Genomic DNA, 23,579 nt, shown 5'->3' with positions numbered 1-23,579 from the left:
AAAAGTATGGAACGGATGGCGGAATTTACCAAAAATAAGATTGTTATGAATCGGCTGAAAGCCTTATGCTTTATGGGTGGTAAAGGGAATTACCTGTTCGATATGAGATGAATTTGTGGCAAGCATAATTAATCTATCCACGCCCAAAGCAACGCCGGCGCAATCCGGTAATCCGGCATGAAGCGCTTGTAAAAATCGCTTATCTATTTGAGCTTCCGGGATGCCTGATTGTGAGCGTAACAGGTTGTCTTGAGCAAAGCGTTGTGCTTGTTCAATGGGATCGCTCAGTTCATGAAAGCCATTGGCAAGCTCAATACCACCCCAGTAAAGCTCAAAACGTTCAGCAACTCTTTCATCTTCCGGGTTTAAGCGAGCAAGAGCCGCTTGAGAAGCGGGGAAGTGATATACAAAGCAAGGTGTGGTTGTATCAAATGCGGGTTCAATGTGATGACTGAATAACAGTTGTAGCAAAGTGTCTGATTGGGTTTCGTCACGGGTAATATTGTCGTAGCCGAGCTCATCGCATTTGTGTTTTAGTTGCTCCATCGATGTTGTGAGAGGATCGATACCCAAATGCTTAATGAACGCTTCTTGGTAGCTGATTCTGATGGCTTTTGGGCAAGGCATGATATGAGCTAGTAACTGCTCAATTTCATCCATCAGTTGCCAGTGATCAAAATCGACACGATACCATTCCAGCATCGTGAATTCTGCATTGTGGTAGCGCCCCGATTCTTCGTTGCGAAAGGCTTTTCCTAACTGGTAAATACTGCCGCTACCGGAACAGAGCAGGCGTTTCATGGCATATTCCGGAGATGTTTGCAGATACAGTGTTTGAACCTGTGAAGAGTCTGGAGACAACCATTTTGTTGAAAAGTTAGCTAAGTGGGGATCAGTTACCGGAGCACTTGCCAAACAGGGAGTATCAACTTCCATGACTTGCCGTTCTGCAAAAAATTCACGTATTTGAGCCAGAATGCGGGCGCGATGACGTAAGTTTTCGATACTTGCTGTTGGCTGCCAGGATTGGTCGTGAGAGGAATGGTTCACTACGGGAATATATTGAGTTGTTTATAAAAACGATATTGATATTACGCTTGCTTGCGAAGCCACAAGCAAGCGCTAATCATCAGATTATTTTTGAACGCGAGAAACGTATTCGCCATTACGAGTGTCAACTTTGATCACTTCGCCAGTTTGAACGAAAAGTGGTACGCGCACTACAGCGCCAGTCGTAAGCGTTGCTGGTTTACCGCCAGTACCTGCTGTATCACCTTTCAGACCAGGATCGGTTTCAGTAATTTCTAACTCAACAAAATTTGGTGGTGTAACTGCGATAGGTGAACCGTTCCAAAGCGTTAATGTACAAACGTCATTTTCTACCAGCCATTTGGTGTTGTCGCCAACGGCTTTTGCGTCTGCTGCGATTTGTTCGAAAGATTCGTTGTTCATGAAATGCCAGAATTCGCCGTCGTTGTACAAGTACGCCAACTCTTGATCCATAACATCAGCACCTTCTGCGGAGTCACCTGATCTGAAGGTTTTTTCCAATACTTTACCTGAGATCAGCTTACGGATTTTTACGCGGTTGAATGCTTGTCCTTTACCTGGCTTTACATATTCGTTCTCTAAAATGTTGCAAGGCTCTCCATCTAACATTATTTTAAGGCCCGCTTTAAATTCGTTGGTGCTGTAAATCGCCATGTTATCCTCTTGAGATAGTATTCTTTAAATTTGTTACGAACATAGTTGCCGCAGATGATACCTAAAAAACTTGAACCTGTAGAGAGCCTTTGGCAAAAAGAGTTAGCTGCGGCATTCACTGATCCGGAAAGACTCTTAGACTATCTGCAAATCGACAGTCTTGAGCTTGGCGCAGACTTCGCCGCCAGAAAGTTATTTCCAATGCGTGTACCTCGTCCTTTTGTTGAGAAGATGGAAAAAGGTAACATCCACGATCCTCTATTAATGCAAGTATTACCCTTGCGCCAAGAGTTTGTGCAAGCTCCCGGTTTCGTTGCAGACCCTTTATTGGAACAGGATAGCGGCATCAAGGGAATGTTGCATAAGTACCAGAGCCGAGTTCTGCTGTTGGTTCGTGGCGGCTGTGCTGTTAATTGTCGCTATTGTTTCCGACGTCATTTTCCCTATGAAGATAACCACTTGAATCGAGATGGGTGGAAAGCGGTACTTGAACAGATCGCGGCTGATGAGAACATCAATGAAGTGATATATTCAGGCGGTGATCCATTAATGGCTAAAGATAACTTTCTTGAATGGCTAACCAATGAGATCACACAAATACCGCATATTCGTCATATTCGCATTCATACGCGACTGCCTGTTGTGATCCCACAACGCGTTACTTTGGAAATGTTGGATTGGTTCACTCAAACGCGCTTAAAGCCAGTGATGGTTTTGCATATTAATCATGCGAACGAAGTTGATGAGCATCTGATAGGCGCTATCAAGATGTTAAAAGAACAAGGCGTAACCCTGTTTAATCAAAGCGTGTTATTAAAAGGTATCAATGATTCTGCTGATGCACAGGTAGCGCTAAATCAGACGGTTTATGAAGCAGGGGTTTTACCTTATTACCTGCATATGCTGGATAAAGTCGCGGGGGCTAGCCATTTTGCGGTTGATGATGAGAGTGCGCGGAAAATTCAGGCGGAAGTAATAAAGCGTTTGCCAGGATTCCTGGTTCCAAAACTCGTCCGTGAAATTGGAGGCCAACCTGGCAAAACGCCCTTGGATTTACATCTTCATCCTTAGCTTAAGCGAATGTATCTACGTTCGAACCCAGAGCAGGATTAGCAGAAGATGACTTCGGTACGCCAGCTGATGATTCCAATAGCTGAAGCGACTGTTCGCCTACTTGCTCTTGTTGGTTTTTTGCCAACTTTGCAGCACGAAGCTCAACAGAAGCGTCGGACACAGATGAGGTACTAGTACCTGAAAGTTCCATACCAAATTTCCTCTTGAATTGAGCGCCAATCTTGCCAGGTGCACCTGAGAAGCTTGTCGCCGAGTTAAAAAACAGGCAGAATTGCCCGCCTTCGAATGCTTATCGGCAAATATTGAGTAAACTTTAGCAGCTTTTTAAAATTTATGGATTCGGTAATTTCTCAACTTAAAGAAAATCTTCAAGTCTTATATCGTAAGGCTATCGATGCAGACGCCTCTTTGGCTAAGTTACAGGCTCAAGGTAAGGGTAAGTTTGGCTCTATCTTTGAGGAGTCAATAGGGTTCCAGATTTCCAGCAAACAGTTTAAGCCTTATGTAGAGGAATTATCTAAAGATGTTGATCTATTGCAAGGGGCTAATGAGGAAGAGATGCAACAATCCTTAACCGATGTGGTCAAAAAGATGGAGATCATGTTTAAAACCTTAGCCCAATTTCAACAGAGTTTGAAAGATTAGGACGAGTTGGGTATAGCTTTAAACACTTAATGACAATATCAAAGGTTGTTTTTTAATCAGAATTTACCATAATTAAAGTTAGGTAGAGTGAGGAGTTGTTATGGAAGTAACAGCCACAATCGGAAGCATAAATTCGGGTATTACCAAGAATACCAGTGTTACTGCTGAGGCCGAGTCTCGCCCTAATGCTTATGGTATTGGCTCGGCTAACCGCCCAGAAGTCGAATTATCTCCACAGGCTCGCATTCTGCAAAAAGCGGATGAGAACCAGCGCACGCTACGTGAACAGTTTGATGAACAGAGGGATAAAGCCAAAGAAAGGACTGAAAAGCAACAGGAACAACAACAAGGCAGTGATGGCTTTGTAAGAGTTTCAAGTAGCGAAGGAAGTGCGCAGAAAAATAATTTGTCTGCTGAAAAGGCGGCGGAAGTTTATCAGGCTATTTCTCGCCTTCTATAATCGGTTTTTCAACCTTCCTAATTCTATTGCTTTAGCACAATGTTTAGTGAGATTAAATTGCCTTGGCTGTGATACCAAGGCAATGATGCATTTGATAATTGTCGGACTATTCGTCTTCTGACTTGTCTTTGAGAAATGCCTTGTTAAACCAGTCTTGGATCATAACCTTTTCATAATGGAGAGTGTCATTTTGGAAACGACGGCTTGATCTATCCTGAAATGACATATCTTTAATTTCTTCAGTACCTTCCTGAATAACTTTTCCATTGGCATCGAGTAGCTGATAAGAGAAATCCATGGATGGGAAATCAATACGCTTCACCATGCGTACATCGCTAGGTGTATCCATTCCCACAAAATGACCCGGCCAAACTCTACCGGCTAGATCCAGATCAGTGACCGTCATTTTCAATGTTTGTCCTTCAGGCTGTTTCTTCATCAGCTTTTCCAGAAGCTTGTCGATTTCTTCAAAAGTGTGTTCACGAAAGTGAACTGCTGACTGATTGGCGGGACGAACATCCGAGTAGTCTTTGGGATTTTGCCATTCGATTTGAACCCTGTCGGGCTTATTGTCATTGTTTTCGGTATCTTCTGCGAATGCGAAAGATGAACAAAATAAGGCAACGATGCTTGCTTTAACTAATAACGTTTTCATAACCAGTCCTTTATGGCATTTACATGCGACTTGTTAATCAGACAACTGATTATAGTAAAGCTAGGAAAATAATCGTGAATGTTGCCTGAATCTTTTTTGTCGTTCTAATGCGTTAGTTAAGTGATCTCAATTGATCAGTTGTTATGTTATTGAGCCATTTCCTGCTCACTCATGTTTTGAGATCAATCAAACACTTTGAAAACAGAGTGCCTTGATGTGACGACTCAAGGAATATCTTCAACATGATTTAGATCTGAAATCTCAACCCGATTCCGACCATTGTTTTTAGCTTTATACAATGCGTCATCAGCTTGTTGAAGTAACACTTTGTAATCGTTACCGATGGGCAGCATGGCGCAAACACCGACGCTGGCGGTAATGGTGATAGTGATATTATCAAAGCTGAACTCTGTAGTATCCATTGCAACCCTGATCGCTTCAGCAATCCGTGTTGCAGCGATGATGTCTGTCTGTGGCAGAATAACGGCGAATTCCTCACCACCATATCGAACCACCATGTCACTGCGACGTTTGGCGACATGGCGAATAACTTTGGCAGTGTGAACCAGGCATTCATCACCAAAGATATGGCCGTACTTGTCGTTGATGATCTTGAAGTGATCAATGTCGATCATCAGTAATGCGATTTGCTTTTTATTGCGCTGTGATAAAAACCATTGCTGCGAAATGCATTCATTAAAAAATAATCGGTTGTAGGTTTTGGTGAGGAAATCGGTTTGGCTGATATTACGTAGTTCGTCTTGCTTTTCCTGCAATGAGCATTCGATTTTAAAAGCTCTTAAATACTCTCTGTAAATACGATAGTTAACAACAAGCATATAGATTAGGAAGAAGATAACAATCAGACCCAGATGCCATTGCTCTGGATCCAGTAATGTCAACATTCCCGTAGGCAGCAGCGTGATAATTACATAGGTTTGAGTCAATCTAAGCTTAGGGATGAGTGCTATCGATGATGCACTGGCAATACCTGCTGTGGTTAGATTAATAGGGGTTGCCATTGCTTCAAAATCGGGTGAATGATTTGCTTGATAGAACAAGACACTCCACAAGGCGGCGTGAGCACAGGTGCAGATAAATTGAGATACACGCCAGAATGTTGGATAGAGGTCATAAACTTTTCTGGTCGTCATTGCCAAAGTGTATCTGGCGATACTGAAGAAAGTAAAAGCTCCAGCCATGCTCCAACAAAATAGGGGGGCAACCTCGTGATAGCCCGTTGCCAGAAAAAGAATAGGCCAAACCACCGCATAAATAAAAAGACCCGGCATCGCTCGTTTGACAAAATCAAAGTCAATACGGCGCTGGAATTCTTCTGAGGCAAGACGAGGATCCTTCATAAGTACCAATTCCCGAAAGATTGCTCCAAGTGATGGTTAAGTTGGATGTTGTTAAACAAACAACGAGCATTTTTTAATTGTAATACTTTTGATGCCGCTTTTCTTGGCTTTGTCGCCAAGCTGGTAAATGCCGAGTGGTCGCTATAAGTCTTAGCTTTAACTTATTGTTTTTAATTTATAAATTATTATTATCTTGGATAAATCATAACTCGAAAATCAAGCCTGAAAATACCAAGCTGGATAGTGGTCAAACCTGTTAAAACAAACCTGGATTTAACAGGTGTAGCATTTCTCTCGCTTCCATTTCGGTTTGTTTCATTACGCCATCCAAATCTTCATAGAGCAATTCATAGGCGTCCATGACTCGCCCTTCTATTGGATTACGTCTGCTCAATTCTTTTGGATAGGTCACTTTAAGTGAAGTTCTGTAAGCCAAATACAGTACCGCAATTTCTTTATTATCAATCGCTGCCTGAGCATCGTGAATATGATGCAGAGGTTCATAAAGCTGAGTCGGTAGTTGCCAGTTCTTCAAGATTTCTGCTGTGCAATCCGCGTAGTAAAATCCCAAGTGTTTTTTCTGCGATTGCCAGGGAAAGGCAGAGCTGATTTCTGCTTCGCAAGTTTTGGCGATGGTTGGAGATTGCTTGGCTACCACTAATTCGGCAAAGTTATTCAGCAACCCCATCAGGAAAAAGCGTTCGCTGCCCCTCACTCTGAGTGTTTTACATAAATTTTGAGCCATGATCCCGCATAGCACACTTTGTTTCCAGAAGCGCTTTAGGTCGACGACTTCGTTAGCGAAATGCTGGTAAGCATTTGCTGCTGTTTCCGACATCACCAGAATATACAGGGCTTCGCCACCAATAATATTGATCGCTTTGCTGATAGAACTGATTTGAGAAGGAAATCTGAATAGTGCGCTATTGGCGAGTTTAAGCAGTTTTGAGCACAACGATGGATCGAGTGAAATTAACGCCGCAATATCATCGGCATCCGTTTGAGGATTATCTAACATATTGCGAATACTTACGCATACTTCCGGTAAGGCAAATGATTCTTTTACTTTGGAGGCATACTTCTTGGCAGTCACTGATCGACCCTTTTCCTTGCAAAAATTACTCAAATATCAATGGAATGAATTATTACAAAAACCTAAGCAAACTCAAACGGGATATTGAGAATAAATTAATCCGCTTCGTTATGTGAGAGGCAAATTTAGTCTTATTAGAGATACTTTATTAACAATAAATGTTAATCAAATGCCGTTAGGCTGAATCCAATTATCATTCATTGTTATGTATTTCTATCAGGTTTGAAACAGCCACAGAATACCGAGTTTGAATTCGTTCGACCAAAAACTCTCATTATGGTCAGCTTCGGCCACAATGTGTGCTCTAACGTTGATGTTATCACTGCCTGTTTCACTGAATACACGCAACATTTTGCGATGATTGTCGCGCATTATCTCAGGTTCTTTAGCGCCCGTCGCCATATAAATTGCCAATGATTGCTCGGGTTGATGAGAATACGTGAAGTCGAATACTTGCTCAGAATACCAATATGAAGGTGAGAGAATGCCAACTTTGCCAAACACTTCTGGATAATTGAAAGCCAGATAATGTGATATCAGCCCACCCATAGAGCTGCCGAATATCGCAGTATTTTCTCTTTCTGGTAAGGTTCGATAGCGCTGGTCAATATAGGGTTTCAGGGTTTTAACAATAAATTCTGCATATTCTTCGCCTTCAGCTTTGCCGTACTCTTTATTTTCCCAAGGGCTTAATTCGTGTAGTCGATAGTCGTCACCGCCGTTGTCTATTCCTACAACGATAATATTGAATTGACTGTCTCTGGCGAGCTCATTCAGACTTTCGTCTATCTGCCATTCACCGTAGGGAGCGGTGCTATTGTCGAACAAATTCTGTCCGTCGTGCATGTAAACGACAGGGTAGTGTACATTGCTTTGTTCATAGTCGGGCGGTAAATACAGACGAATTGTTCTGGATCTGTTGAGTTGTGGGATCGTCAGGACATTTTCCAGCACTTGTACATTGTTGCTGGCCGTTGAAGTTGTCTGTTCTTGCGATTTCGAAACGGAGTCACAGGCGGTCAGCATTAAGCCTAAATACATTAAAAAGGTACTACTTAACATTCTGGAATGCATATTGATGTCCCATATGATGGTTAAGGTAGATACAACCTGAATAGAAAAAAGTGGCTTGATTAGCTAAAGAAAATATAGGCGATAGTCGTGCCAGCGACAATGGCTGTTACGTCAGCAACAAGAGCGCAGGGTATCGCATGACGACTATGCTTAATTCCCACCGCGCCAAAATACACCGCGAGTACGTAAAAGGTGGTTTCTGTTGAGCCTTGAAAAATTGACGCTAAGCGACCTGCAAATGAATCAGCGCCATGCACTTGCATGGTTTCTACCATCATGGCTCTTGCACCACTGCCAGACAAAGGCTTCATGATAGCTGTCGGCAAAGCGTCGACAAAGTTGGTATTCATACCCAAGGCGGCGAACAGTTTTGCTATGCCAGCAACAAAAAGATCGATACTCCCACTGGCGCGTAGTACACCAATAGCCACCAGCATTGCCAGTAAGTAAGGAATCAAAAAAACGGCTTGTTTGAATCCTTCTTTGGCTCCTTCGATAAACAAGCTATAGGCGTCTAATTTCTGTCGATAGGCACTGAATAACACTCCGACGATAAAAAAGAAGATCAGAATGTTTGCCAGTAATGCCGATTGTTCCCCTACTAAGGCTGCCGGCAAGGTCACGAAGTACAACAGCAAGCCACCCAGAACCGCAAAGGCTAAGGTGGCGTAGAGCAAAATGACCTGATTAAACAAATTGATGCGTTGAACTGCGGCAACAGCGAGCAAACCTGCGATGGAAGAGCAGCTTGTCGTGATTAATATTGGTAAAAACACATCTGTCGGTATGGCGGCACCTTGCTGAGCTCTGTAGACAAAAACAAAAATGGGAAACAGGGTGACAGATGACGTGTTTAGCACCAAAAATAGAATTTGAGCGTTGCTGGCAAATTCAGGGGTTTTATTCAGACTCTGCAAGTCTTGCATTGCCTTAATTCCCAAAGGCGTTGCGGCATTATCTAAGCCCAAAACATTGGCGGATAAATTCATAGTAATAGAGCCAATTGCCGGATGCTTGGCGGGAATTTCTGGCATCAGGCGACGAAACAGAGGGGTAAGCCAAGTGGCAATTTTGCCGATCCAGCCATTGTGTTCAGCAATTTTAAAAATACCGAGCCATAAACTAAGCGCACCAACCAGGCCGATAGCAATATCGACGCTGACTTTACTCATATCAAACATGGCTTGGATCAGGTCAGTAAAAATGGCCTGATTACCGAGCCATAGCCATTGATATAGCGCTGATATGGCAGCGATAAAAAAGAATGACAACCAGATTCGGTTCAGCACGGTTGGTGACTCAATAAACCTGATTATTCAACGAAGTAAGTGCCCCAACCGTCGTAAAACACGCCATGTTTCTCTGCGATTTCAAGCAGGAATTTGGTGTCTTTGTTGAGAGTATCCAAATCCAGCTTCATTTCTTTGATGGCATCGAAGCTGAAGATATTGCTGCCATCGTCAAGTTGCAGTTCTTCTGCGTCACTCACTTCAAACCCGGCTTTGAATAAATCGACAGCGGCTTTTTCCAGTTTGTCGAAGTCTTTTCCAGCCAAATGATATTCAATGGTATGCGGAAGTGTTGGGTTGCTGCCGTCAGCTAATAAAGCGTCAACGGTTTCACTGTTAAATTCATACCAGTCTGGTGTGGCATCAAACGTACTCATAAGGCTAGTGTTCCTTGGTTGGAAAGGAGGAATGTTGGCAAGTGTATCTTGCTTTTCTGGTTGGCGCGACCTTCTTGATCGAGTGTTTGGGTTCGTCTGCTCAAAGGCTGGACTTAATTTAGCTTTGGTTAAATACATCACCTCGGCAAATGTTAAAGAAGTTAATAAAAGATCAAAAAAATGAAAATTGGGTGTTGACTATACTGGTCAGACCAGAATAATATTTACCGCGATTGAATATTAACCAGTTAACTCATCTCGACCCTATGAAGTGATAATAATGAAAGATGTGTCGCAGGTTACCAATTTACCCACTGCTAATTTGGAGCATCCTTATGAAACATTGTGTCAAGCTGTTCGCAGTATTACTGATGTGTCTTGCATCAACCGTTAATGCTGGAACCTACACCCAAACTAAATACCCTATCGTTTTGGTACATGGATTGTTTGGCTTTGATGATATTCTTGGAATTGATTACTTCTATGGAATTCCTCAAGCTCTTAGCAAGGATGGTGCGAAAGTCTTTGTTACTAGCGTATCTGCTGGTAACAGTTCAGAGGTTCGCGGTGAGCAACTTCTACAAGAGGTACGCGAAATTTTGGCGATCACAGGTGCTAAAAAGGTCAACCTGATTGGCCATAGCCATGGTAGCCCAACATCTCGTTATGTTGCATCGGTAGCACCTGAGTTGGTAGCTTCTGTGACTTCTGTTGGTGGTGTTAACTGGGGCTCGCCAGTTGCTGACGCAATGCGTGGCGTTATTCCTGAAGGTTCATTTTCTGAGTACATCATTGGCGCAGTTGTGAATGCCTTCACCAATCTAATTGAATACTTGTCTGGTCACTCAGAATTACCTACCGACACTATTGCCGCTTTGAACTCATTAACAACTCAAGGGACGATTCAGTTTAACAGTCGTTACCCTGAGGGTGTTCCAAGCTATTACTGTGGTCAGGGCGATGAATTAGCTGGAAATGGTGTCTATTACTATTCATGGAGCGGTGCAGACCCTTATACCAATATTTTCGATCCTGTTGACCCATTCATGGAAATCACTTCCTGGATTATTCCTGGTGCTGATGATGGCTTGGTTTCATCTTGTAGCTCTCGTTTGGGTAAAGTGATTAATGATCACTACGACATGAACCATTTGGACGAAGTGAACCAAACATTTGGTATTACCGATCTTTGGGAAACTGATCCTAAGAATGTGTTTAGAAGCCACGCTAACAGACTGAAAAACAAAGGTCTGTAATCTACCGATTCTCACGTGCAAAGAAGCACTTTGTTAGTTCGCTGGCAGGGTGCTTCTTCCTTTCTTCATTTTTGCCTTTAGTCTTTGGAGTTTGTCATGAGGAAGTTTGTCAGGAGAGTATGGCTGCCCATCGTTTTACTCGCTTTGGTTGCAACAGGTTACTGGAATTTTAAGCCGGATGAATCCACTTCCCATGAGAGACAAACCACTAAGCAAATGGACGCGAACAGCAATGATGCAGTAAGTGTATCCTCTGAGCATAAGTACATAGAAAATCCAAACCAACTTATTCAAGGTGAAAGCAAAGCATACCAACTGTCTGCGGAGACTTTGGTGCTGTTCGATGAAATCATTGCTGGTAATGAAGAACGTAATCAGACCCTTATGCTCAAGGCATTACATGAGTGGGCTATGCAAAATGGTTATGACTCAGAAGCCTCCGACATTCTGCAAGATGTTTTCACTCGATATGTGCAGTACAAGGATGCCTTGTCAGAGATTAAATCGCTGGATCATGAGCGAATATTTAGTGCTGATCATATGTCGGATGTTCTTTATGCCATGCAGCAATTACGTCTGGATTACTTTTCTGCCGAGGAAATTCAAGCATTATTCTCAGAACAAAATGAATATGATGAAATGGCTTTGGCAAGGCTGCGTATTCAACAAGACAAAGATTTAACACCAGAACAAAAACAACAACTTTTGCAGCAGAACATTGCTCAGTTATCTGAATCTGCCCGCGAGGCGCTGCAGCCTTCTATGGAGATCCGCAAATTACAAACCTTGAAGCAAGAAGCTAAGTCACTAACCAAAGAACAACGTTTAGCACGTTTAAGTGCTGAATATGGTGAAGAAGCGGCACAACGATTGTCTGCAACATTGGATAATGCTGATCAATGGCAGCAACGGGTTTCTGATTTTAAACAACAAATGCAACGCATTGATGCCGATACATCGCTCACACCTGAACAGCAAGCGCAACAAATACAGGCATTGCGAGAGGAAGGGTTTACAGCCCAGGAACAAAAACGCCTTGATGTGTTTTTACGTAACCCCAAGCTTTTATCTGCTGGACAATAAGTATTTTTTTCGTAAATTTGTCTTCCATCTGATATACATAAGGTTCTGCTCGAACCGAACATTCTGAATCGTGCTATTTTGTCTCAACACGACTCAATACATTTTCAATCGTAAAATCGATTGAAAATTGTTGTCTTATTAACTCGGTTTCGGGAATATTGATAAGGTAAAATATTAAGGCGTATTAGATTCTGAATCGATGACATTTATACGCTATCATAGTGGTGAGCGAGTCAATGAACCTTGAGTGCATATTGATCCCGCTTCCCCTATAATCATATTTACAAGTCCGACTAGGTACGAGCATCATTGAGCGTACTATTATCCGCTAGTGATATTACAGGTCATTTAATTGAGGGCAATTGGACACATGCAGACCTTTGAACACGAAGACTTAGACGACGAAATTCTTGGTGATTTGCTTGAAGAGATCAATGAACTGTACGAAGAAAGCGAACAGACATTAATTGATCTGGAAGAGAATCCGCAAGACAACGAATTACAGCGCGCTTTGTTCCGTTCGATTCACACTATTAAAGGTGATTTGGGAATGGTGAATTTCTCGCCACTTATTCCCTTGTTGCAGCATGTTGAAGATTTGCTCGACTTTTTGCGTAATGGTCAAATCAATTACACCAGTACCATGAGTGATCTGGTTCTGTTAAGTATGGATCGCGTTAAAATCTTCGTTGAAAGTTGCATTAATACTGGTTCAGCTCAGTATGACGACGAGCTGTTCAAGCATTTGGTTAAGCATATAAATCGTATTAAGCCTGACAATGCTGACCAGCATGAGAAATTACTGAAAGAGTGTGTTTTGTTGCTTGATCCTTCTCTGGATGCTCAGTCTGATGAACACGGTGAAGGTAGGGGCAGCGAAAGCCCGTCTGGTAATGGCTCTCAAAAGCCTGATCCGCTTTCAGATATCGGCATTCCAAACGAAATCAGTGAAGATAAACAAATAGATATTCGCTTCTTCCGAGAGTTAATGAAACCTATTGAGCGTCGCTCGATGTATTGGGAAGGACGTGGAGATCGAATTGCCAAGTTGGCCTTGTTTATCAATAAACTGGCTGGTGAGCCTATCGATAACGATCAGTTATTGGTCGCATGTTATGTTCACGATTTTGGTATGGCATTCATGCCACTCAATATTTTGCATAAGCGTGATGAACTCGAAATTGCAGAATTTAATCTGTTGCGTTCCCATGTTTACAAAAGCTCAAGATTATTGGAACATCTGGATCAGTGGAACGAAGCCCGTAAAATTGTTATGCAGCATCATGAGCGTTGCGATGGTTCTGGCTATCCACTGGGATTACAAGAAAAAGACATTTGTGAGGGCGCAAAGCTGTTAGGTATTTTAGATACCTTTGAAGCGCTGACTCATCAACGTGCAAAAGACAATCATCTTAAACGACCGAAAAAACGCGCAGTCATCGAAATGAATAGCTTGCCGAAGGGGCAATTTTGCCAGAAATGGATGAAGCTGTTTAATGTTGCGATGGGCAAACTACTGACCAGGACTGAGTAAACCTGGTCATTTCCAGTAAAAGAAGTATTTGAGGTTTGCAATGAGAAAAGGTCGGTTATTTATCGCCTTATCTGTATTTTTATTAGCGGCATGTGGGCAAAAAGGGCCACTGTATCTTCCGGATCTGGACAAGCTAAAGAATAAACAGGACGCCATTCAATCTGCTGAATCACAACAGACTGAATCTGAAACCAACACACAATCACAGCCAGAACCAAAACAAGCTGAGGGCAACTGATGGATTATTTTCAATATCAGGGGCAACGCTTGTTTGCCGAAAATGTCGCTGTTGAAGATATCGCGGCACAATATGGCACACCTACCTATATCTATTCCCGTGCTACCATTGAGCGCCATTGGCATGCATTCGATAAAGCTGCAGGTGCAAGACCTCATCTGGTTTGTTATGCGGTAAAAGCGAACTCAAATTTAGGAGTGTTGAACGTGCTCGCTCGCCTGGGCTCAGGGTTTGATATCGTTTCTGGTGGTGAGTTGGCGAGAGTGATTGAAGCCGGTGGTGATCCTAAAAAAGTTGTCTTTTCTGGTGTAGCGAAGACCGAATCCGAGATCCGCTATGCGTTAGAACAACATATCATGTGTTTTAACGTGGAATCGCAAGCCGAATTATTGCGTATTAATAAAGTGGCAGGAGAAATGAACCAAGTCGCGCCGATCTCCTTGCGTGTTAACCCGGATGTCGATGCTGGTACTCACCCTTACATTTCAACAGGTTTAAAGGCCAACAAATTTGGTATTGAACGAGAAGTGGCTATTTCTATCTATGAGCAAGCTTCTCAAATGGAACATATCAAGGTTGTGGGAATGGATTGCCATATCGGTTCTCAATTAACGGACATTAAACCTTTCGTTGATGCTTTGGATAGACTATTAGTGCTGGTGGATGAACTGGCCGCAAAAGGAATTCATATTTCACACCTGGATGTGGGTGGTGGATTAGGTGTCACTTACAACAAAGAAACGCCTCCGCATCCTGATGAATACGCTAAAGCCTTGGCTGAGAGGCTGAAAGATCGTCCAGAACTCACCTTGATTTTTGAGCCGGGAAGAGCGATAGCTGCAAATGCTGGCATTCTTGTCACAAAGGTTGAATTCCTGAAGAAAAATGCAGAGAAAAACTTCGCTATTATTGATGCGGCAATGAATGATTTGATTCGTCCTTCACTCTATTCCGCCTGGCAAAATATTATTGAGGTTAATCGTTGCGAATCAACGCACAAGGCCATATATGATGTCGTGGGGCCAGTTTGTGAAACTGGAGACTTTCTGGGTAAAGATCGTGAATTAGCGATACAGGAAGGAGACTTGATTGCCGTGCGAAGCTGCGGTGCATATGGATTTGTGATGTCGTCTAATTACAATACTCGCGTTAGACCTGCCGAAGTTATGGTGGACGGCGACCAGGTTTATTTAGTAAGAGAGCGCGAAAAATTGCAAGATCTCTGGAAAGGTGAGTGCAAACTCCCATAAACTAGTTCGATTAATGTGTTACGGTTGTCTCCATGCTGATTAATTTTTCTAAAATGCACGGGTTGGGTAATGACTTTGTTGTTATCGATAATTTGACTCAAAACGTGTATTTCTCGAAAGAAAAGATCCGTCAATTAGCGGATCGCAATTTTGGTGTCGGCTTCGACCAAATGTTATTGGTTGAACCGCCTTACGATCCTGATCAGGATTTCCATTATCGAATCTTCAATGCGGATGGTTCCGAGGTGTCGCAGTGCGGCAACGGCGCTCGTTGCTTTGGTCGCTTCGTTAAAATGAAGGGGCTAACCAATCGCAATAAGATTATTGTTAGCACCAAAGCTGGGCGCATGGTGTTGTATCTGGAAAATGATGGCCAGGTAACGGTCAACATGGGGAAACCCCTGTTATTGCCAGCCGAAATTCCGATGAAAGCGAACAAACAGGAAAGCACTTACGTTATTCGTGTAGAAGATACCACCGTGTTTTATGGCGCTGTTTCTATGGGCAACCCTCATTGTGTATTGGAAGTCGATGATGTCGACACCGCACCGGTAGAAACGCTGGGGCCTGCTCTGGAAAAGCATGAGCGATTCCCCGAAGGTGTGAACGTTGGTTTTATGCAAATATTATCTCCGGAGCACATTAAGTTACGTGTGTTTGAACGAGGCGTGGGTGAAACCTTGGCATGTGGAAGCGGAGCCTGTGCTGCAGCCGTAGTTGGGCAGCTTCAGAATAAGTTGGGAAATGATGTGAGGGTGGACTTACCTGGTGGTTCCCTTAGAATTCGGTATAACGGTAATGATAGTGTAGTAAAAATGACCGGCCCGGCCGAGCATGTTTTTGATGGAAGCATCAATATATGAGTGAATCAGGTAATACAATAAAAATAACGAAAAATCAGGATGATGCGATTGAGCTGGATGCCCTGCAGGTTAAGAATTACCTATTGGCAAATCCTGATTTTTTTAATCAGTATCCTCTACTGGCAGAAGAATTAAAGATCCCCCATCAAAAGAAAGGCGCGGTGTCTTTGGTTGAGCTGCAATCAGAACAGCTAAGAGATAAGGTGCATGAATTACAGGTGCAAATCAGTCAACTAATGACCGTTGCCAAACACAATGAAAAGATTTATCGCCTGTATGCTGAGCTGAATTTGCGGCTGTTTCAGTGTAATAGCATTGACGAAATGCGCACGACACTAAATGACAGCATCGAAAAAGAATTTGCATTAGCCGCTGTGGCGTTAAGCATATTTAATGCAGACAATGCGCTCTCTCAAGCAGATCGTGATTTATTGAAGAACAAACGATTCAAGCAGAAAGGCTTTTTCTTCGGTCGTATGACACAACAAGAGAATGCCATTTTATTTGGTGAGCAAGAAGTGGAATCGGTTGCCTTGATGTTACTGGGGGACGACGGTGAACTTGGTATTCTTGCCATTGCCAGTAAAGAGCCGGATCACTTTTCTCCAGAAATGGATACCTTGCTAATTGCCCAACTGCAACAACTTCTGACCTTATTGGTCTGCAAAGTGCTGGGATAATTGGAGAATATTGCAAGGAAATATAAAGAGTTTTGCCTATGAGCGATGAACAGATCCCTCAAGCCTTGATTAACAACATCGACGATTTTGTTGGATTTTTGAAATATGAGAGGAATCTGTCGGGCAAAACTCTAGATAATTATCAGCGACAATTGCTGGTGATCGCTTCACAAATCCCTGTCAAAGATTGGTCTCAGTTAACCAGCCAGCATGTTAAATCGGTTCTTGCTCAAGCTCGCCGAAATAATTTAAGTCCTCGCAGTATTGCACTTCGTCTATCTGCCTTACGCACTTTTTGCCGCTTTTTGGTTAGTCAGGGGGTGTTGCAGAATAATCCCGCTCAAAGCATTAGTGCGCCGAAGCAGGGACGACCATTACCGAAGCAGCTTAGCGTTGATGAAATGACGCAATTACTCAATATTAATGATGACTCTGTACTGGCTGTTCGTGATAAAGCGATTATGGAATTGGCATATGGTTGCGGATTGCGTTTGTCGGAATTATCAGGGCTTAATCTGGTGAATATTGAAGATGCCGGGCGACGGCTTCGAGTTCGAGGTAAGGGCAGTAAGGAACGGATCCTGCCAGTGGGGAAGGTTGCCAGAGAAGCGTTGTCTGAATGGTTGAAAATACGAGGACAATTGGCTGATATTGGTGAGCAAGCTGTGTTTTTATCGAAACGCAAACAGCGCATTAGCACTCGTCAAATTGCCAAACGCATGGAGCATTGGGCTCGTGAGCAGCACCTTCATCGTCCTGTCAGTCCTCATAAACTTCGACATTCCTATGCCACACATTTGCTGGAATCCAGCGGCGATTTACGGGGTGTACAAGAGCTATTAGGCCACGCAAATTTATCGACGACTCAAGTCTATACTCATTTAGACTTTCAGCATTTGGCACAGGTTTACGATAAGGCTCATCCCAGAGCGAAGAAATGATGGTTTTTGTTTTAAGGAAATAACATAGTTCAGGTTAAACAGAGGATATTTCTTGGTAAAAATATTTCTTTCGTGGTTTACTGTACCCCCTGATACCATTTCATCTGTTAGTTAAATAACCTGAGTTCAGGTTTTATAGCAATAAAGGAACTTGTTGTGATCTTCTATCGTCGTTGGCAACCTGTTAAAGCAGTGACTTTCGATTTGGATGATACTTTTTATGACAATCATCCGATTTTGCGTATTGCTGAAAAGGCGCAGTTTGATTTTTTGGCTGACAGATATCCAGAAACCAAAGATTATTCTCAGGATTTTTGGTTTTCGCTGAAACGTGAAGTTTTGAAAGATTTCCCCCACTATGTCAATGACATGATAGTGCTGCGTAAAACGGTATTACGTCGTGGTTTAATTGAATGTGGCGTGTCTAATGGCCGTTTGGATGAAGCAGTAGAGGGGGCATTTCAGACATTCAGTTTTCATCGTAGCAACTTTAAAGTGGAAGATAAAATCCATGCAGTCTTGGATGCATTGGCTGATAAATATCCGCTCGTTGCTATCACCAATGGTAATGTCGATGTTGACCGTGTTGGCATTGGTCAGTATTTCAAACTGACTTTACATGCCAGTTTGCAAAGTCCTATGAAGCCCAAGCCTTTCATGTTTGATCGCGCTAAAGATCATTTGAATTTGTCGTCGCGTGAAGTTTTGCACGTTGGTGATAATTTATTTAACGATGTGTGGGGTAGTGTTAACAATGGCTTTCGTTCGGCCTGGTATGCTCATAATCGTGAGATGAATATGGCCAGGGAGCCCGCAAAGGTATTACCTGATGTAGAATTCTCCGATTTGGATGAGTTAGTGCAGTTGCTGTGTTAGGAAAAGGTTCTATCTAAAGTTAGAACTAGAACCATTTACTTAACCGCATCAATAGCAATACAACCACAGCGATAATTCCCATCCCAGTCATTAAATAAAAAAAGGATTCTGGATTCTCTAACCCCGGTAACCCAGCCACATTCATACCAAACACGCCTGTCAGGAATGAAAGCGGAAGAAATACTGCTGTGACCAGAGATAGCACGTACAGGCGAGTTGTTTGCTGCTCTGCAATATGTTGTTTTTGCTCATCGTGTAGCACCAAGGCTCGCTCTTTAATTAATTCTAACTCCTCAACATGTCTGGTCATGGAATCAAATTGTTCGCGCAGTTGGATTTGCTCGGCATCTGCAAAGCCTTTACTGCTTCGGTAGAGATCTTTAAGTGCTTCCCTTTGTGGTGCAAGAAATCGACGTAACTTGGCACATTGCCTGCGGATCTGAACAATCTCAAGTTGGTTTGAATCACCGGTATCTGCGATTTCTTCACATTCAGAAAGCTTGTCATCCAGTTCCTCTACAACTTCTCCAATGATCTGAGTGATAGTGCTGACTAACTCACATACCAGTTCTGTAGCGCTTTCCGGGCCTTGACCTTCTTCAAACAGGGTTTTAATTCTAACTGTTGAGAGTAAACCTCGTTCTTTTCTCCGGGTCGTGATAACAATATTTTCGTGCAACCAGATACGTAGCGACACCATGTCTTCTGCATCGGCATTTTCATTCTTGTTAATGGCTCGCAGAAAGATGACTTGCCCCTTGGAGCTTTCAATAAAGCGTGGTCGAGTTGCTTCAGCACACAAGACCTCAATGACATCCTGACTAATGCCTAAAGCTTCTAAATGCTCAAGGGTGTCAGGGCTATCACTCCTGAAGTGCAACCAGATAAGACTGTTTGTGTGATCTCCAACCTTGAGTTCACTCAGCTCATTAATCGGTTGCAATCCATTTTCGGTACTTCGTTTAAATCCCCAAAGTAATCCTTCGGACATATTCCACCTTTTTCTCTACTGTTAGCGTAGCGTTGGTATGAGTGTAGCCACAGGGAGCTCCCTAGTACATTAAACTGTAAATTTTACGTCTGAATTTGGATGCCAATTCATCGCCTTCTGGTAGTGCGTTGATAATATCTAAAGCGAATTTCTTGGCTTCACCAAAGTTCAGGTCTTTTCTTAACACCTGAAATAACAAGTCTAGCGCTTCCCCACTACGGTTTGCTTGATGCAGTTGCACGGCGAGAGATACTTTGGTTTCCATGTTGTCAGGATCGTCTTCCAACATTTTTTGCAGTGCTTGGATCTCTGGAGTATCAGCCGCTTGTTCTGCAAGTTCAATCTTACTCAACACGGCTTGATATTGAGCATCCTGATCCACAAGCCCGATGGTTGAGATCAATTCTTTAGCTTGCTCAATTTTACCTAACTCAACATTGATGCCCGCCAGTAGTATTTTGATATCGGCGCGTTCTGGGGCAAGCTCATGAGCTTGCTTGGCCGCGGTAAAAGCATCGCTAAAGTTTTTCTCATGACAAAGCATTAAGGCTTGTTGATATAAGGCATCGTCCTGAGAAGGAAGGTGTTTTTCTAACATTTCACGAATTTGCTGCTCTGTATGCAGACCTGCAAAACCATCGACAGGCTGGCCGTCTTTTACAAAGATAACTGTCGGTAAATTGCGCACGCCAAATTGCATGGAAATAGCTTGTTGCTCGTCACAATTCACTTTTGCCAGTATCAAGTCATTGGAATATTGCGCAGCCAGTTTTTCCAGAATGGGGATCAGCGATTTGCAGGGCTCACACCAATCAGCCCAGAAGTCGACCATGATCAGTTTTTCCTGAGAAGCTTCTAATATGATCTGCTGAAAATTTTCTGGGGTGATATTAATAATATTTTCCATAATGATGTGATTGATTAAATTGTTAGCTTGCCCGTTAATATAGGGTTTATCGGGATGATTACAAGTGAGTGATTGAATGGAATAGCCTTTGCGGAAAAAGCCATGTTATATTTCAGCCAATACAAAGCTGGAGGAGTTGGCCTGCTATGTCTCAGAACTATAAAAGTTTTGCTGAGTTTTACCCTTTCTATTTATCTGAGCATTCAGATAAAACTTGTCGCCGTTTACATTTTATTGGTTCGTGCTTTGTTTTGGCTGTGTTGGCTTGGGTCTTCACTACTCAACAATGGACGGGACTTATTGCCTTGCCCTTTATTGGCTATGGTTTTGCCTGGATTGGACACTTCTTTTTCGAGAAAAATAAACCGGCTACCTTCACCTATCCGCTATACAGTTTCTGGGGCGATTGGGTGATGTTTAAGGATATTTTGACAGGGAAGATTAAATTTTAATTGGTATTTATTGTTACCTTTAAATTGTTCTCGTAAACATATACTGTTCTGCTTAATACAATCTAACAAGCTGCTTGAGTCCCACTTGCAGCTTGTTTTTCTGATAGAGAACAGAACCTGATATGTTTGAAAGATTAAAAGAAGTCGAACACTATTCACGCTATCCTTGCATGAAGCCATGGATTGGTGAGCATTACCATTCGGGGGCTCATAAGCGATTACTGATTATTGGCGAAAGCCACTTTCTACCAGAAACGGCGACTATACATTTAGATCCTGATGCCTGGTATTCAGGCTCACAGTCGAGCCTCACTGATGATGAGAGAAAATGGATTTCAACGTTTGGGATTATTGAGTGCAATATTGATAAAAACTTTCCTCGAAAGTCGTTTTCCATTTATCGAAATTTAGGCAAGGCAATAAACGCATGTTCTTTGCAATATTCACGGCCTTCACAGATTTTTAATCATTTTGCCTATTACAATTTCTTCCAAAGGCCAGCGGAGAACACTGGGGGTAGCATAAAAGTTAAACCTTTGGATAGAGAGGTATCTATCTCGGTTTTTGAGTCTTTGTTGGAATTATTGCAGCCAGAATTGATTATTTTTACATCTCGATTGGCTGGAAATGTTGGCAAAGTTATCGCTGAAAGAGCCGGTATTCCGGTATTGATTACACCTCATCCTGGATGTGCCTGGTGGGGGAGATATTCAAAAAAGTATGGTGGGAGAGCGCGCGATCTGGTTCCCAAATTCCTCAATGAGAATGCATGGGGTGATTTTCATGATGTGAATATCAAGTCAGATTACGCGCCCTTGGATAATGTTTAATTCAATAAAGAGCTAAATACTTAGCTCTTTTATTGCGGGCTTCAAAAGCGGGAATGCTTCTTCAGGAAGATGCCTGGAGAGGCTTTCTAACCTTTGCCCTAGCACCTGATAGCTAGGGGCATTCAAGTTAAAGTGGCCTAACTTGCGCTTGGCTCGAGCCTCTTTGCCATACCAGTGCAGATGACATCCCGGAATTGCCAACATATCTCTTGAGAAGCTTCCAGCTCCAATAATGTTGACCATTGCAGAATAAGCATGTGTTGATACATCACCAATGGGCAAATTACAGACAGCACGCAAATGGTTTTCGAATTGGCAGGTATCTGCTCCTTGCATACTCCAGTGACCGGAGTTATGCACACGAGGTGCAATCTCGTTTACCAAAAGTTGACCATCTACCTGAAAGAATTCAACGGCTAGCACACCAATGTAACCCAGCTTGTTTGCGATTTTGCAAAATGCATCGCGAGCTTGTTCAGTGAGTGAATCGGTGATGTTCTGAGCGGGGGCAATCGTGAGGTGCAATTGCCCTTGATGATGGCGGTTTTCAACCAAGGGATAAAATTCAAAATTGCCGTTTTCGCTACGTGTACCAACCAAAGATAATTCCCGTTGAAATTGCATCATTTTCTCTGCAATCAGTGGAACGGACTTTAGATCCAACTGCGCTAACTCTTCGGTGACTTTTTGAAGATCGGAAGCGGATTGAATACGCCATTGCCCATAGCCATCGTAGCCATCGCGACTGGCTTTCAGAATGATCTTGTCACCGAGTTGCGTAACGGCGTTGGGTAATTGCTGTACATCATCAATGATAAGATGAGGGCAGTTGGGAACACCCAACTTGTCCAGTAGCCGTTTTTCTCTAACCCTATCAGCTCCGGCGAGGATGGCATCAATGCCTGGGCGCAATTTGCCTGTCTGAGCTGCTTTTTCCAGTAAGTGTTCTGGAATGTGTTCAAACTCGACGGTAATTGCATCGGCATCTTCAATGGCCTGTTCCAATGTCATGGAACGAGGCTCTTTGGTGACAGGATCAACAACCTGTTCTTTTACAACATCTACAGCATTGATATAAATTCCGAGAGGACAACCCGCCAGGTACATCATGCGAGCAAGTTGGCCACTACCATATATCAGCACATTCATTCGATAGGCTCCAATTCTGCGTTTTGAAGAACTTTTTCTGTTTGCTCCTTACGCATTTGAATAATGCGTTGAGCCAGATCTTTATCATGGGTCGCCAGAATTTGTGCTGCCAATAAACCTGCGTTTGCAGCGCCGGCATCACCAATGGCTAAGGTGCCAACCGCAACCCCTTTAGGCATTTGTACAATAGAAAGAAGGGAATCCAGCCCCTTTAGGTTTTTGGAACTGACGGGAACGCCCAAAACGGGCAAATGAGTATGAGCGGCAATCATACCGGGTAGATGTGCAGCACCACCAGCGCCTGCAATGATTACTTCAAATCCGTTGTCTGCGGCGCTTTCGGCAAACTCGGTCAGCAAGTTTGGTGTGCGGTGAGCCGACACGACACGAGCCACGTACTCCACCGATAAGCTTTGCAACATTTGTGCTGCGTGTTGCATTGTGGGCCAATCGGATTGTGAACCCATGACTATGGCTACTTTAGACATATCTTCCTCATAAATTACAAACAGTTAATACGGTTTTATCACCTTGAAACTAATAAGGCTCTCAGGTTGAAATTCGCTGGATTCCGGGATATCAGTCCAAGGGAAGATTAACTCAAACGTGGTTAAATATACTGTAGCAAGGCTATCAAAAAAGGCGAATTGTACCTCAGATAGGCAGTGAGTAGAACTCTTGTTTATGTGTAAGTTTGCTTTGTCGCAAACTTCTAACTATTTTTCATCATAATGTAAAAATACTGTAGGAATCTTGGTCGTAATTCGGCTAGAATCCCCTCGCCATTTTCATTGGGT

At 42.9% G+C, this 23,579-nt stretch carries 27 protein-coding genes; 14 read left to right on the top strand and 13 right to left on the bottom strand.

Annotated elements, in window-relative coordinates; all coding sequences use genetic code 11:
* Window positions 1-63: 63 nt before the first annotated feature.
* Together epmA and efp are read right to left on the bottom strand one after the other, a co-directional pair.
* Entirely contained in the window at window positions 64-1,050 is a 987-nt protein-coding gene (epmA, locus tag KIH87_RS16725) for an elongation factor P--(R)-beta-lysine ligase (protein ID WP_232358996.1), read from the bottom strand.
* 84 nt (window positions 1,051-1,134) lie between these two features.
* On the bottom strand, window positions 1,135-1,704 hold the full coding sequence (gene efp, locus KIH87_RS16720; protein WP_232358995.1) for an elongation factor P: 570 nt from the start codon (window positions 1,702-1,704) through the stop codon (window positions 1,135-1,137).
* 45 nt (window positions 1,705-1,749) lie between these two features.
* On the opposite strand from efp, the gene epmB reads away from it, so the two are divergent.
* Window positions 1,750-2,775: an EF-P beta-lysylation protein EpmB gene (gene epmB / locus KIH87_RS16715; protein ID WP_232358994.1), complete on the top strand. Its 1,026-nt coding sequence runs from the start codon at window positions 1,750-1,752 to the stop codon at window positions 2,773-2,775.
* Window position 2,776: 1 nt separating this feature from the next.
* Here epmB and KIH87_RS16710 read toward each other — a convergent pair whose 3' ends face one another.
* On the bottom strand, window positions 2,777-2,968 hold the full coding sequence (locus KIH87_RS16710; RefSeq protein WP_232358993.1) for a hypothetical protein: 192 nt from the start codon (window positions 2,966-2,968) through the stop codon (window positions 2,777-2,779).
* Window positions 2,969-3,111: 143 nt separating this feature from the next.
* Between KIH87_RS16710 and KIH87_RS16705 the strand changes: the two genes are divergently transcribed.
* Both KIH87_RS16705 and KIH87_RS16700 read left to right on the top strand, forming a co-directional pair.
* Window positions 3,112-3,423 carry a hypothetical protein gene (locus KIH87_RS16705; protein ID WP_232358992.1) on the top strand — a complete coding sequence of 104 codons (312 nt, stop codon included), beginning with the start codon at window positions 3,112-3,114 and terminating at the stop codon, window positions 3,421-3,423.
* 100 nt (window positions 3,424-3,523) lie between these two features.
* Entirely contained in the window at window positions 3,524-3,883 is a 360-nt protein-coding gene (locus KIH87_RS16700) for a hypothetical protein (protein ID WP_232358991.1), read from the top strand.
* A 106-nt stretch (window positions 3,884-3,989) separates the two neighbouring features.
* Here KIH87_RS16700 and KIH87_RS16695 read toward each other — a convergent pair whose 3' ends face one another.
* The 6 genes from KIH87_RS16695 to rraB all read right to left on the bottom strand — a co-directional run bounded on the left by KIH87_RS16695 (window position 3,990) and on the right by rraB (window position 9,732).
* The gene (locus KIH87_RS16695) at window positions 3,990-4,538 is read right to left on the bottom strand and encodes a DUF3016 domain-containing protein (protein ID WP_232358990.1); all 549 of its coding nucleotides are present in this window, start codon (window positions 4,536-4,538) and stop codon (window positions 3,990-3,992) included.
* A gap of 224 nt (window positions 4,539-4,762) precedes the next feature.
* Window positions 4,763-5,899 (bottom strand): GGDEF domain-containing protein, encoded by a 1,137-nt coding sequence (locus KIH87_RS16690; RefSeq protein ID WP_232358989.1) that lies wholly within the window; start codon window positions 5,897-5,899, stop codon window positions 4,763-4,765.
* A gap of 256 nt (window positions 5,900-6,155) precedes the next feature.
* Entirely contained in the window at window positions 6,156-6,992 is an 837-nt protein-coding gene (locus tag KIH87_RS16685; protein WP_232358988.1) for an HDOD domain-containing protein, read from the bottom strand.
* Window positions 6,993-7,208: 216 nt separating this feature from the next.
* Window positions 7,209-8,066 (bottom strand): alpha/beta hydrolase, encoded by an 858-nt coding sequence (locus KIH87_RS16680; RefSeq protein WP_232358987.1) that lies wholly within the window; start codon window positions 8,064-8,066, stop codon window positions 7,209-7,211.
* Between the two features lie 59 nt (window positions 8,067-8,125).
* Entirely contained in the window at window positions 8,126-9,355 is a 1,230-nt protein-coding gene (locus tag KIH87_RS16675; protein ID WP_232358986.1) for a nucleoside recognition domain-containing protein, read from the bottom strand.
* 23 nt (window positions 9,356-9,378) lie between these two features.
* Window positions 9,379-9,732: a ribonuclease E inhibitor RraB gene (rraB, locus tag KIH87_RS16670; RefSeq protein ID WP_232358985.1), complete on the bottom strand. Its 354-nt coding sequence runs from the start codon at window positions 9,730-9,732 to the stop codon at window positions 9,379-9,381.
* Between the two features lie 335 nt (window positions 9,733-10,067).
* Here rraB and KIH87_RS16665 point away from each other — a divergent pair, with 335 nt between their 5' ends.
* From KIH87_RS16665 to KIH87_RS16625, 9 genes are all read left to right on the top strand, one after another.
* Window positions 10,068-10,988, top strand: a complete 921-nt coding sequence (locus KIH87_RS16665) for a triacylglycerol lipase (RefSeq protein WP_232358984.1) — start codon at window positions 10,068-10,070, stop codon at window positions 10,986-10,988.
* A 96-nt stretch (window positions 10,989-11,084) separates the two neighbouring features.
* Window positions 11,085-12,071, top strand: a complete 987-nt coding sequence (locus KIH87_RS16660) for a lipase secretion chaperone (protein ID WP_232358983.1) — start codon at window positions 11,085-11,087, stop codon at window positions 12,069-12,071.
* A gap of 370 nt (window positions 12,072-12,441) precedes the next feature.
* Entirely contained in the window at window positions 12,442-13,605 is a 1,164-nt protein-coding gene (locus KIH87_RS16655; protein WP_232358982.1) for an HD domain-containing phosphohydrolase, read from the top strand.
* 40 nt (window positions 13,606-13,645) lie between these two features.
* On the top strand, window positions 13,646-13,843 hold the full coding sequence (lptM, locus tag KIH87_RS16650; protein WP_232358981.1) for an LPS translocon maturation chaperone LptM: 198 nt from the start codon (window positions 13,646-13,648) through the stop codon (window positions 13,841-13,843).
* Window positions 13,843-15,093 (top strand): diaminopimelate decarboxylase, encoded by a 1,251-nt coding sequence (gene lysA, locus KIH87_RS16645; RefSeq protein ID WP_232358980.1) that lies wholly within the window; start codon window positions 13,843-13,845, stop codon window positions 15,091-15,093. The genes lptM and lysA overlap by 1 nt, the downstream gene beginning before the upstream one ends.
* A gap of 32 nt (window positions 15,094-15,125) precedes the next feature.
* The gene (gene dapF, locus KIH87_RS16640) at window positions 15,126-15,956 is read left to right on the top strand and encodes a diaminopimelate epimerase (RefSeq protein WP_232358979.1); all 831 of its coding nucleotides are present in this window, start codon (window positions 15,126-15,128) and stop codon (window positions 15,954-15,956) included.
* Window positions 15,953-16,636 (top strand): DUF484 family protein, encoded by a 684-nt coding sequence (locus KIH87_RS16635; RefSeq protein ID WP_232358978.1) that lies wholly within the window; start codon window positions 15,953-15,955, stop codon window positions 16,634-16,636. The genes dapF and KIH87_RS16635 overlap by 4 nt, the downstream gene beginning before the upstream one ends.
* Before the next feature lie 38 nt (window positions 16,637-16,674).
* Complete coding sequence (xerC, locus tag KIH87_RS16630; protein ID WP_232358977.1) at window positions 16,675-17,577, top strand: tyrosine recombinase XerC; 903 nt, start codon at window positions 16,675-16,677, stop codon at window positions 17,575-17,577.
* A gap of 156 nt (window positions 17,578-17,733) precedes the next feature.
* Window positions 17,734-18,453 carry an HAD-IA family hydrolase gene (locus tag KIH87_RS16625; protein WP_232358976.1) on the top strand — a complete coding sequence of 240 codons (720 nt, stop codon included), beginning with the start codon at window positions 17,734-17,736 and terminating at the stop codon, window positions 18,451-18,453.
* Between the two features lie 25 nt (window positions 18,454-18,478).
* Here the strand turns inward: KIH87_RS16625 and KIH87_RS16620 are convergent, their stop codons facing one another.
* Entirely contained in the window at window positions 18,479-19,444 is a 966-nt protein-coding gene (locus tag KIH87_RS16620; protein WP_232358975.1) for a zinc transporter ZntB, read from the bottom strand.
* A gap of 61 nt (window positions 19,445-19,505) precedes the next feature.
* Window positions 19,506-20,351 carry a thioredoxin gene (gene trxA, locus KIH87_RS16615; RefSeq protein WP_232358974.1) on the bottom strand — a complete coding sequence of 282 codons (846 nt, stop codon included), beginning with the start codon at window positions 20,349-20,351 and terminating at the stop codon, window positions 19,506-19,508.
* A gap of 146 nt (window positions 20,352-20,497) precedes the next feature.
* Here trxA and KIH87_RS16610 point away from each other — a divergent pair, with 146 nt between their 5' ends.
* Together KIH87_RS16610 and KIH87_RS16605 are read left to right on the top strand one after the other, a co-directional pair.
* Entirely contained in the window at window positions 20,498-20,803 is a 306-nt protein-coding gene (locus KIH87_RS16610; protein ID WP_232358973.1) for a DUF962 domain-containing protein, read from the top strand.
* Between the two features lie 122 nt (window positions 20,804-20,925).
* Window positions 20,926-21,633 (top strand): uracil-DNA glycosylase family protein, encoded by a 708-nt coding sequence (locus KIH87_RS16605; protein WP_232358972.1) that lies wholly within the window; start codon window positions 20,926-20,928, stop codon window positions 21,631-21,633.
* Window positions 21,634-21,645: 12 nt separating this feature from the next.
* On the opposite strand, the gene KIH87_RS16600 is transcribed toward KIH87_RS16605, so the two are convergent.
* A complete protein-coding gene (locus KIH87_RS16600) occupies window positions 21,646-22,782 on the bottom strand; it encodes a 5-(carboxyamino)imidazole ribonucleotide synthase (protein WP_232358971.1) in 1,137 nt (378 codons plus the stop codon).
* Entirely contained in the window at window positions 22,779-23,270 is a 492-nt protein-coding gene (gene purE / locus KIH87_RS16595) for a 5-(carboxyamino)imidazole ribonucleotide mutase (protein ID WP_232358970.1), read from the bottom strand. Before purE ends, KIH87_RS16600 begins: the two co-directional genes overlap by 4 nt.
* Window positions 23,271-23,579 lie beyond the last annotated feature (309 nt).

This window comes from Paraneptunicella aestuarii (genome assembly GCF_019900845.1).
Lineage (GTDB): Bacteria > Pseudomonadota > Gammaproteobacteria > Enterobacterales > Alteromonadaceae > Paraneptunicella > Paraneptunicella aestuarii.
Note: the sequence above shows the minus strand (reverse complement) of the source record. Positions and strands in the feature narration are given on the sequence as shown.

Coding starts and splice junctions, on each gene's coding strand:
- rraB (WP_232358985.1), bottom strand. CDS start 9,732: ATGAGTACGTTTGATGCCACACCAGACTGGTATGAATTTAACAGTGAA.
- lysA (WP_232358980.1), top strand. CDS start 13,843: ATGGATTATTTTCAATATCAGGGGCAACGCTTGTTTGCCGAAAATGTC.
- lptM (WP_232358981.1), top strand. CDS start 13,646: ATGAGAAAAGGTCGGTTATTTATCGCCTTATCTGTATTTTTATTAGCG.
- KIH87_RS16665 (WP_232358984.1), top strand. CDS start 10,068: ATGAAACATTGTGTCAAGCTGTTCGCAGTATTACTGATGTGTCTTGCA.
- KIH87_RS16635 (WP_232358978.1), top strand. CDS start 15,953: ATGAGTGAATCAGGTAATACAATAAAAATAACGAAAAATCAGGATGAT.
- efp (WP_232358995.1), bottom strand. CDS start 1,704: ATGGCGATTTACAGCACCAACGAATTTAAAGCGGGCCTTAAAATAATG.
- KIH87_RS16620 (WP_232358975.1), bottom strand. CDS start 19,444: ATGTCCGAAGGATTACTTTGGGGATTTAAACGAAGTACCGAAAATGGA.
- KIH87_RS16660 (WP_232358983.1), top strand. CDS start 11,085: ATGAGGAAGTTTGTCAGGAGAGTATGGCTGCCCATCGTTTTACTCGCT.
- KIH87_RS16605 (WP_232358972.1), top strand. CDS start 20,926: ATGTTTGAAAGATTAAAAGAAGTCGAACACTATTCACGCTATCCTTGC.
- KIH87_RS16700 (WP_232358991.1), top strand. CDS start 3,524: ATGGAAGTAACAGCCACAATCGGAAGCATAAATTCGGGTATTACCAAG.
- dapF (WP_232358979.1), top strand. CDS start 15,126: ATGCTGATTAATTTTTCTAAAATGCACGGGTTGGGTAATGACTTTGTT.
- KIH87_RS16690 (WP_232358989.1), bottom strand. CDS start 5,899: ATGAAGGATCCTCGTCTTGCCTCAGAAGAATTCCAGCGCCGTATTGAC.
- KIH87_RS16695 (WP_232358990.1), bottom strand. CDS start 4,538: ATGAAAACGTTATTAGTTAAAGCAAGCATCGTTGCCTTATTTTGTTCA.
- KIH87_RS16600 (WP_232358971.1), bottom strand. CDS start 22,782: ATGAATGTGCTGATATATGGTAGTGGCCAACTTGCTCGCATGATGTAC.
- xerC (WP_232358977.1), top strand. CDS start 16,675: ATGAGCGATGAACAGATCCCTCAAGCCTTGATTAACAACATCGACGAT.
- KIH87_RS16680 (WP_232358987.1), bottom strand. CDS start 8,066: ATGCATTCCAGAATGTTAAGTAGTACCTTTTTAATGTATTTAGGCTTA.
- purE (WP_232358970.1), bottom strand. CDS start 23,270: ATGTCTAAAGTAGCCATAGTCATGGGTTCACAATCCGATTGGCCCACA.
- KIH87_RS16610 (WP_232358973.1), top strand. CDS start 20,498: ATGTCTCAGAACTATAAAAGTTTTGCTGAGTTTTACCCTTTCTATTTA.
- trxA (WP_232358974.1), bottom strand. CDS start 20,351: ATGGAAAATATTATTAATATCACCCCAGAAAATTTTCAGCAGATCATA.
- KIH87_RS16710 (WP_232358993.1), bottom strand. CDS start 2,968: ATGGAACTTTCAGGTACTAGTACCTCATCTGTGTCCGACGCTTCTGTT.
- KIH87_RS16705 (WP_232358992.1), top strand. CDS start 3,112: ATGGATTCGGTAATTTCTCAACTTAAAGAAAATCTTCAAGTCTTATAT.
- KIH87_RS16655 (WP_232358982.1), top strand. CDS start 12,442: ATGCAGACCTTTGAACACGAAGACTTAGACGACGAAATTCTTGGTGAT.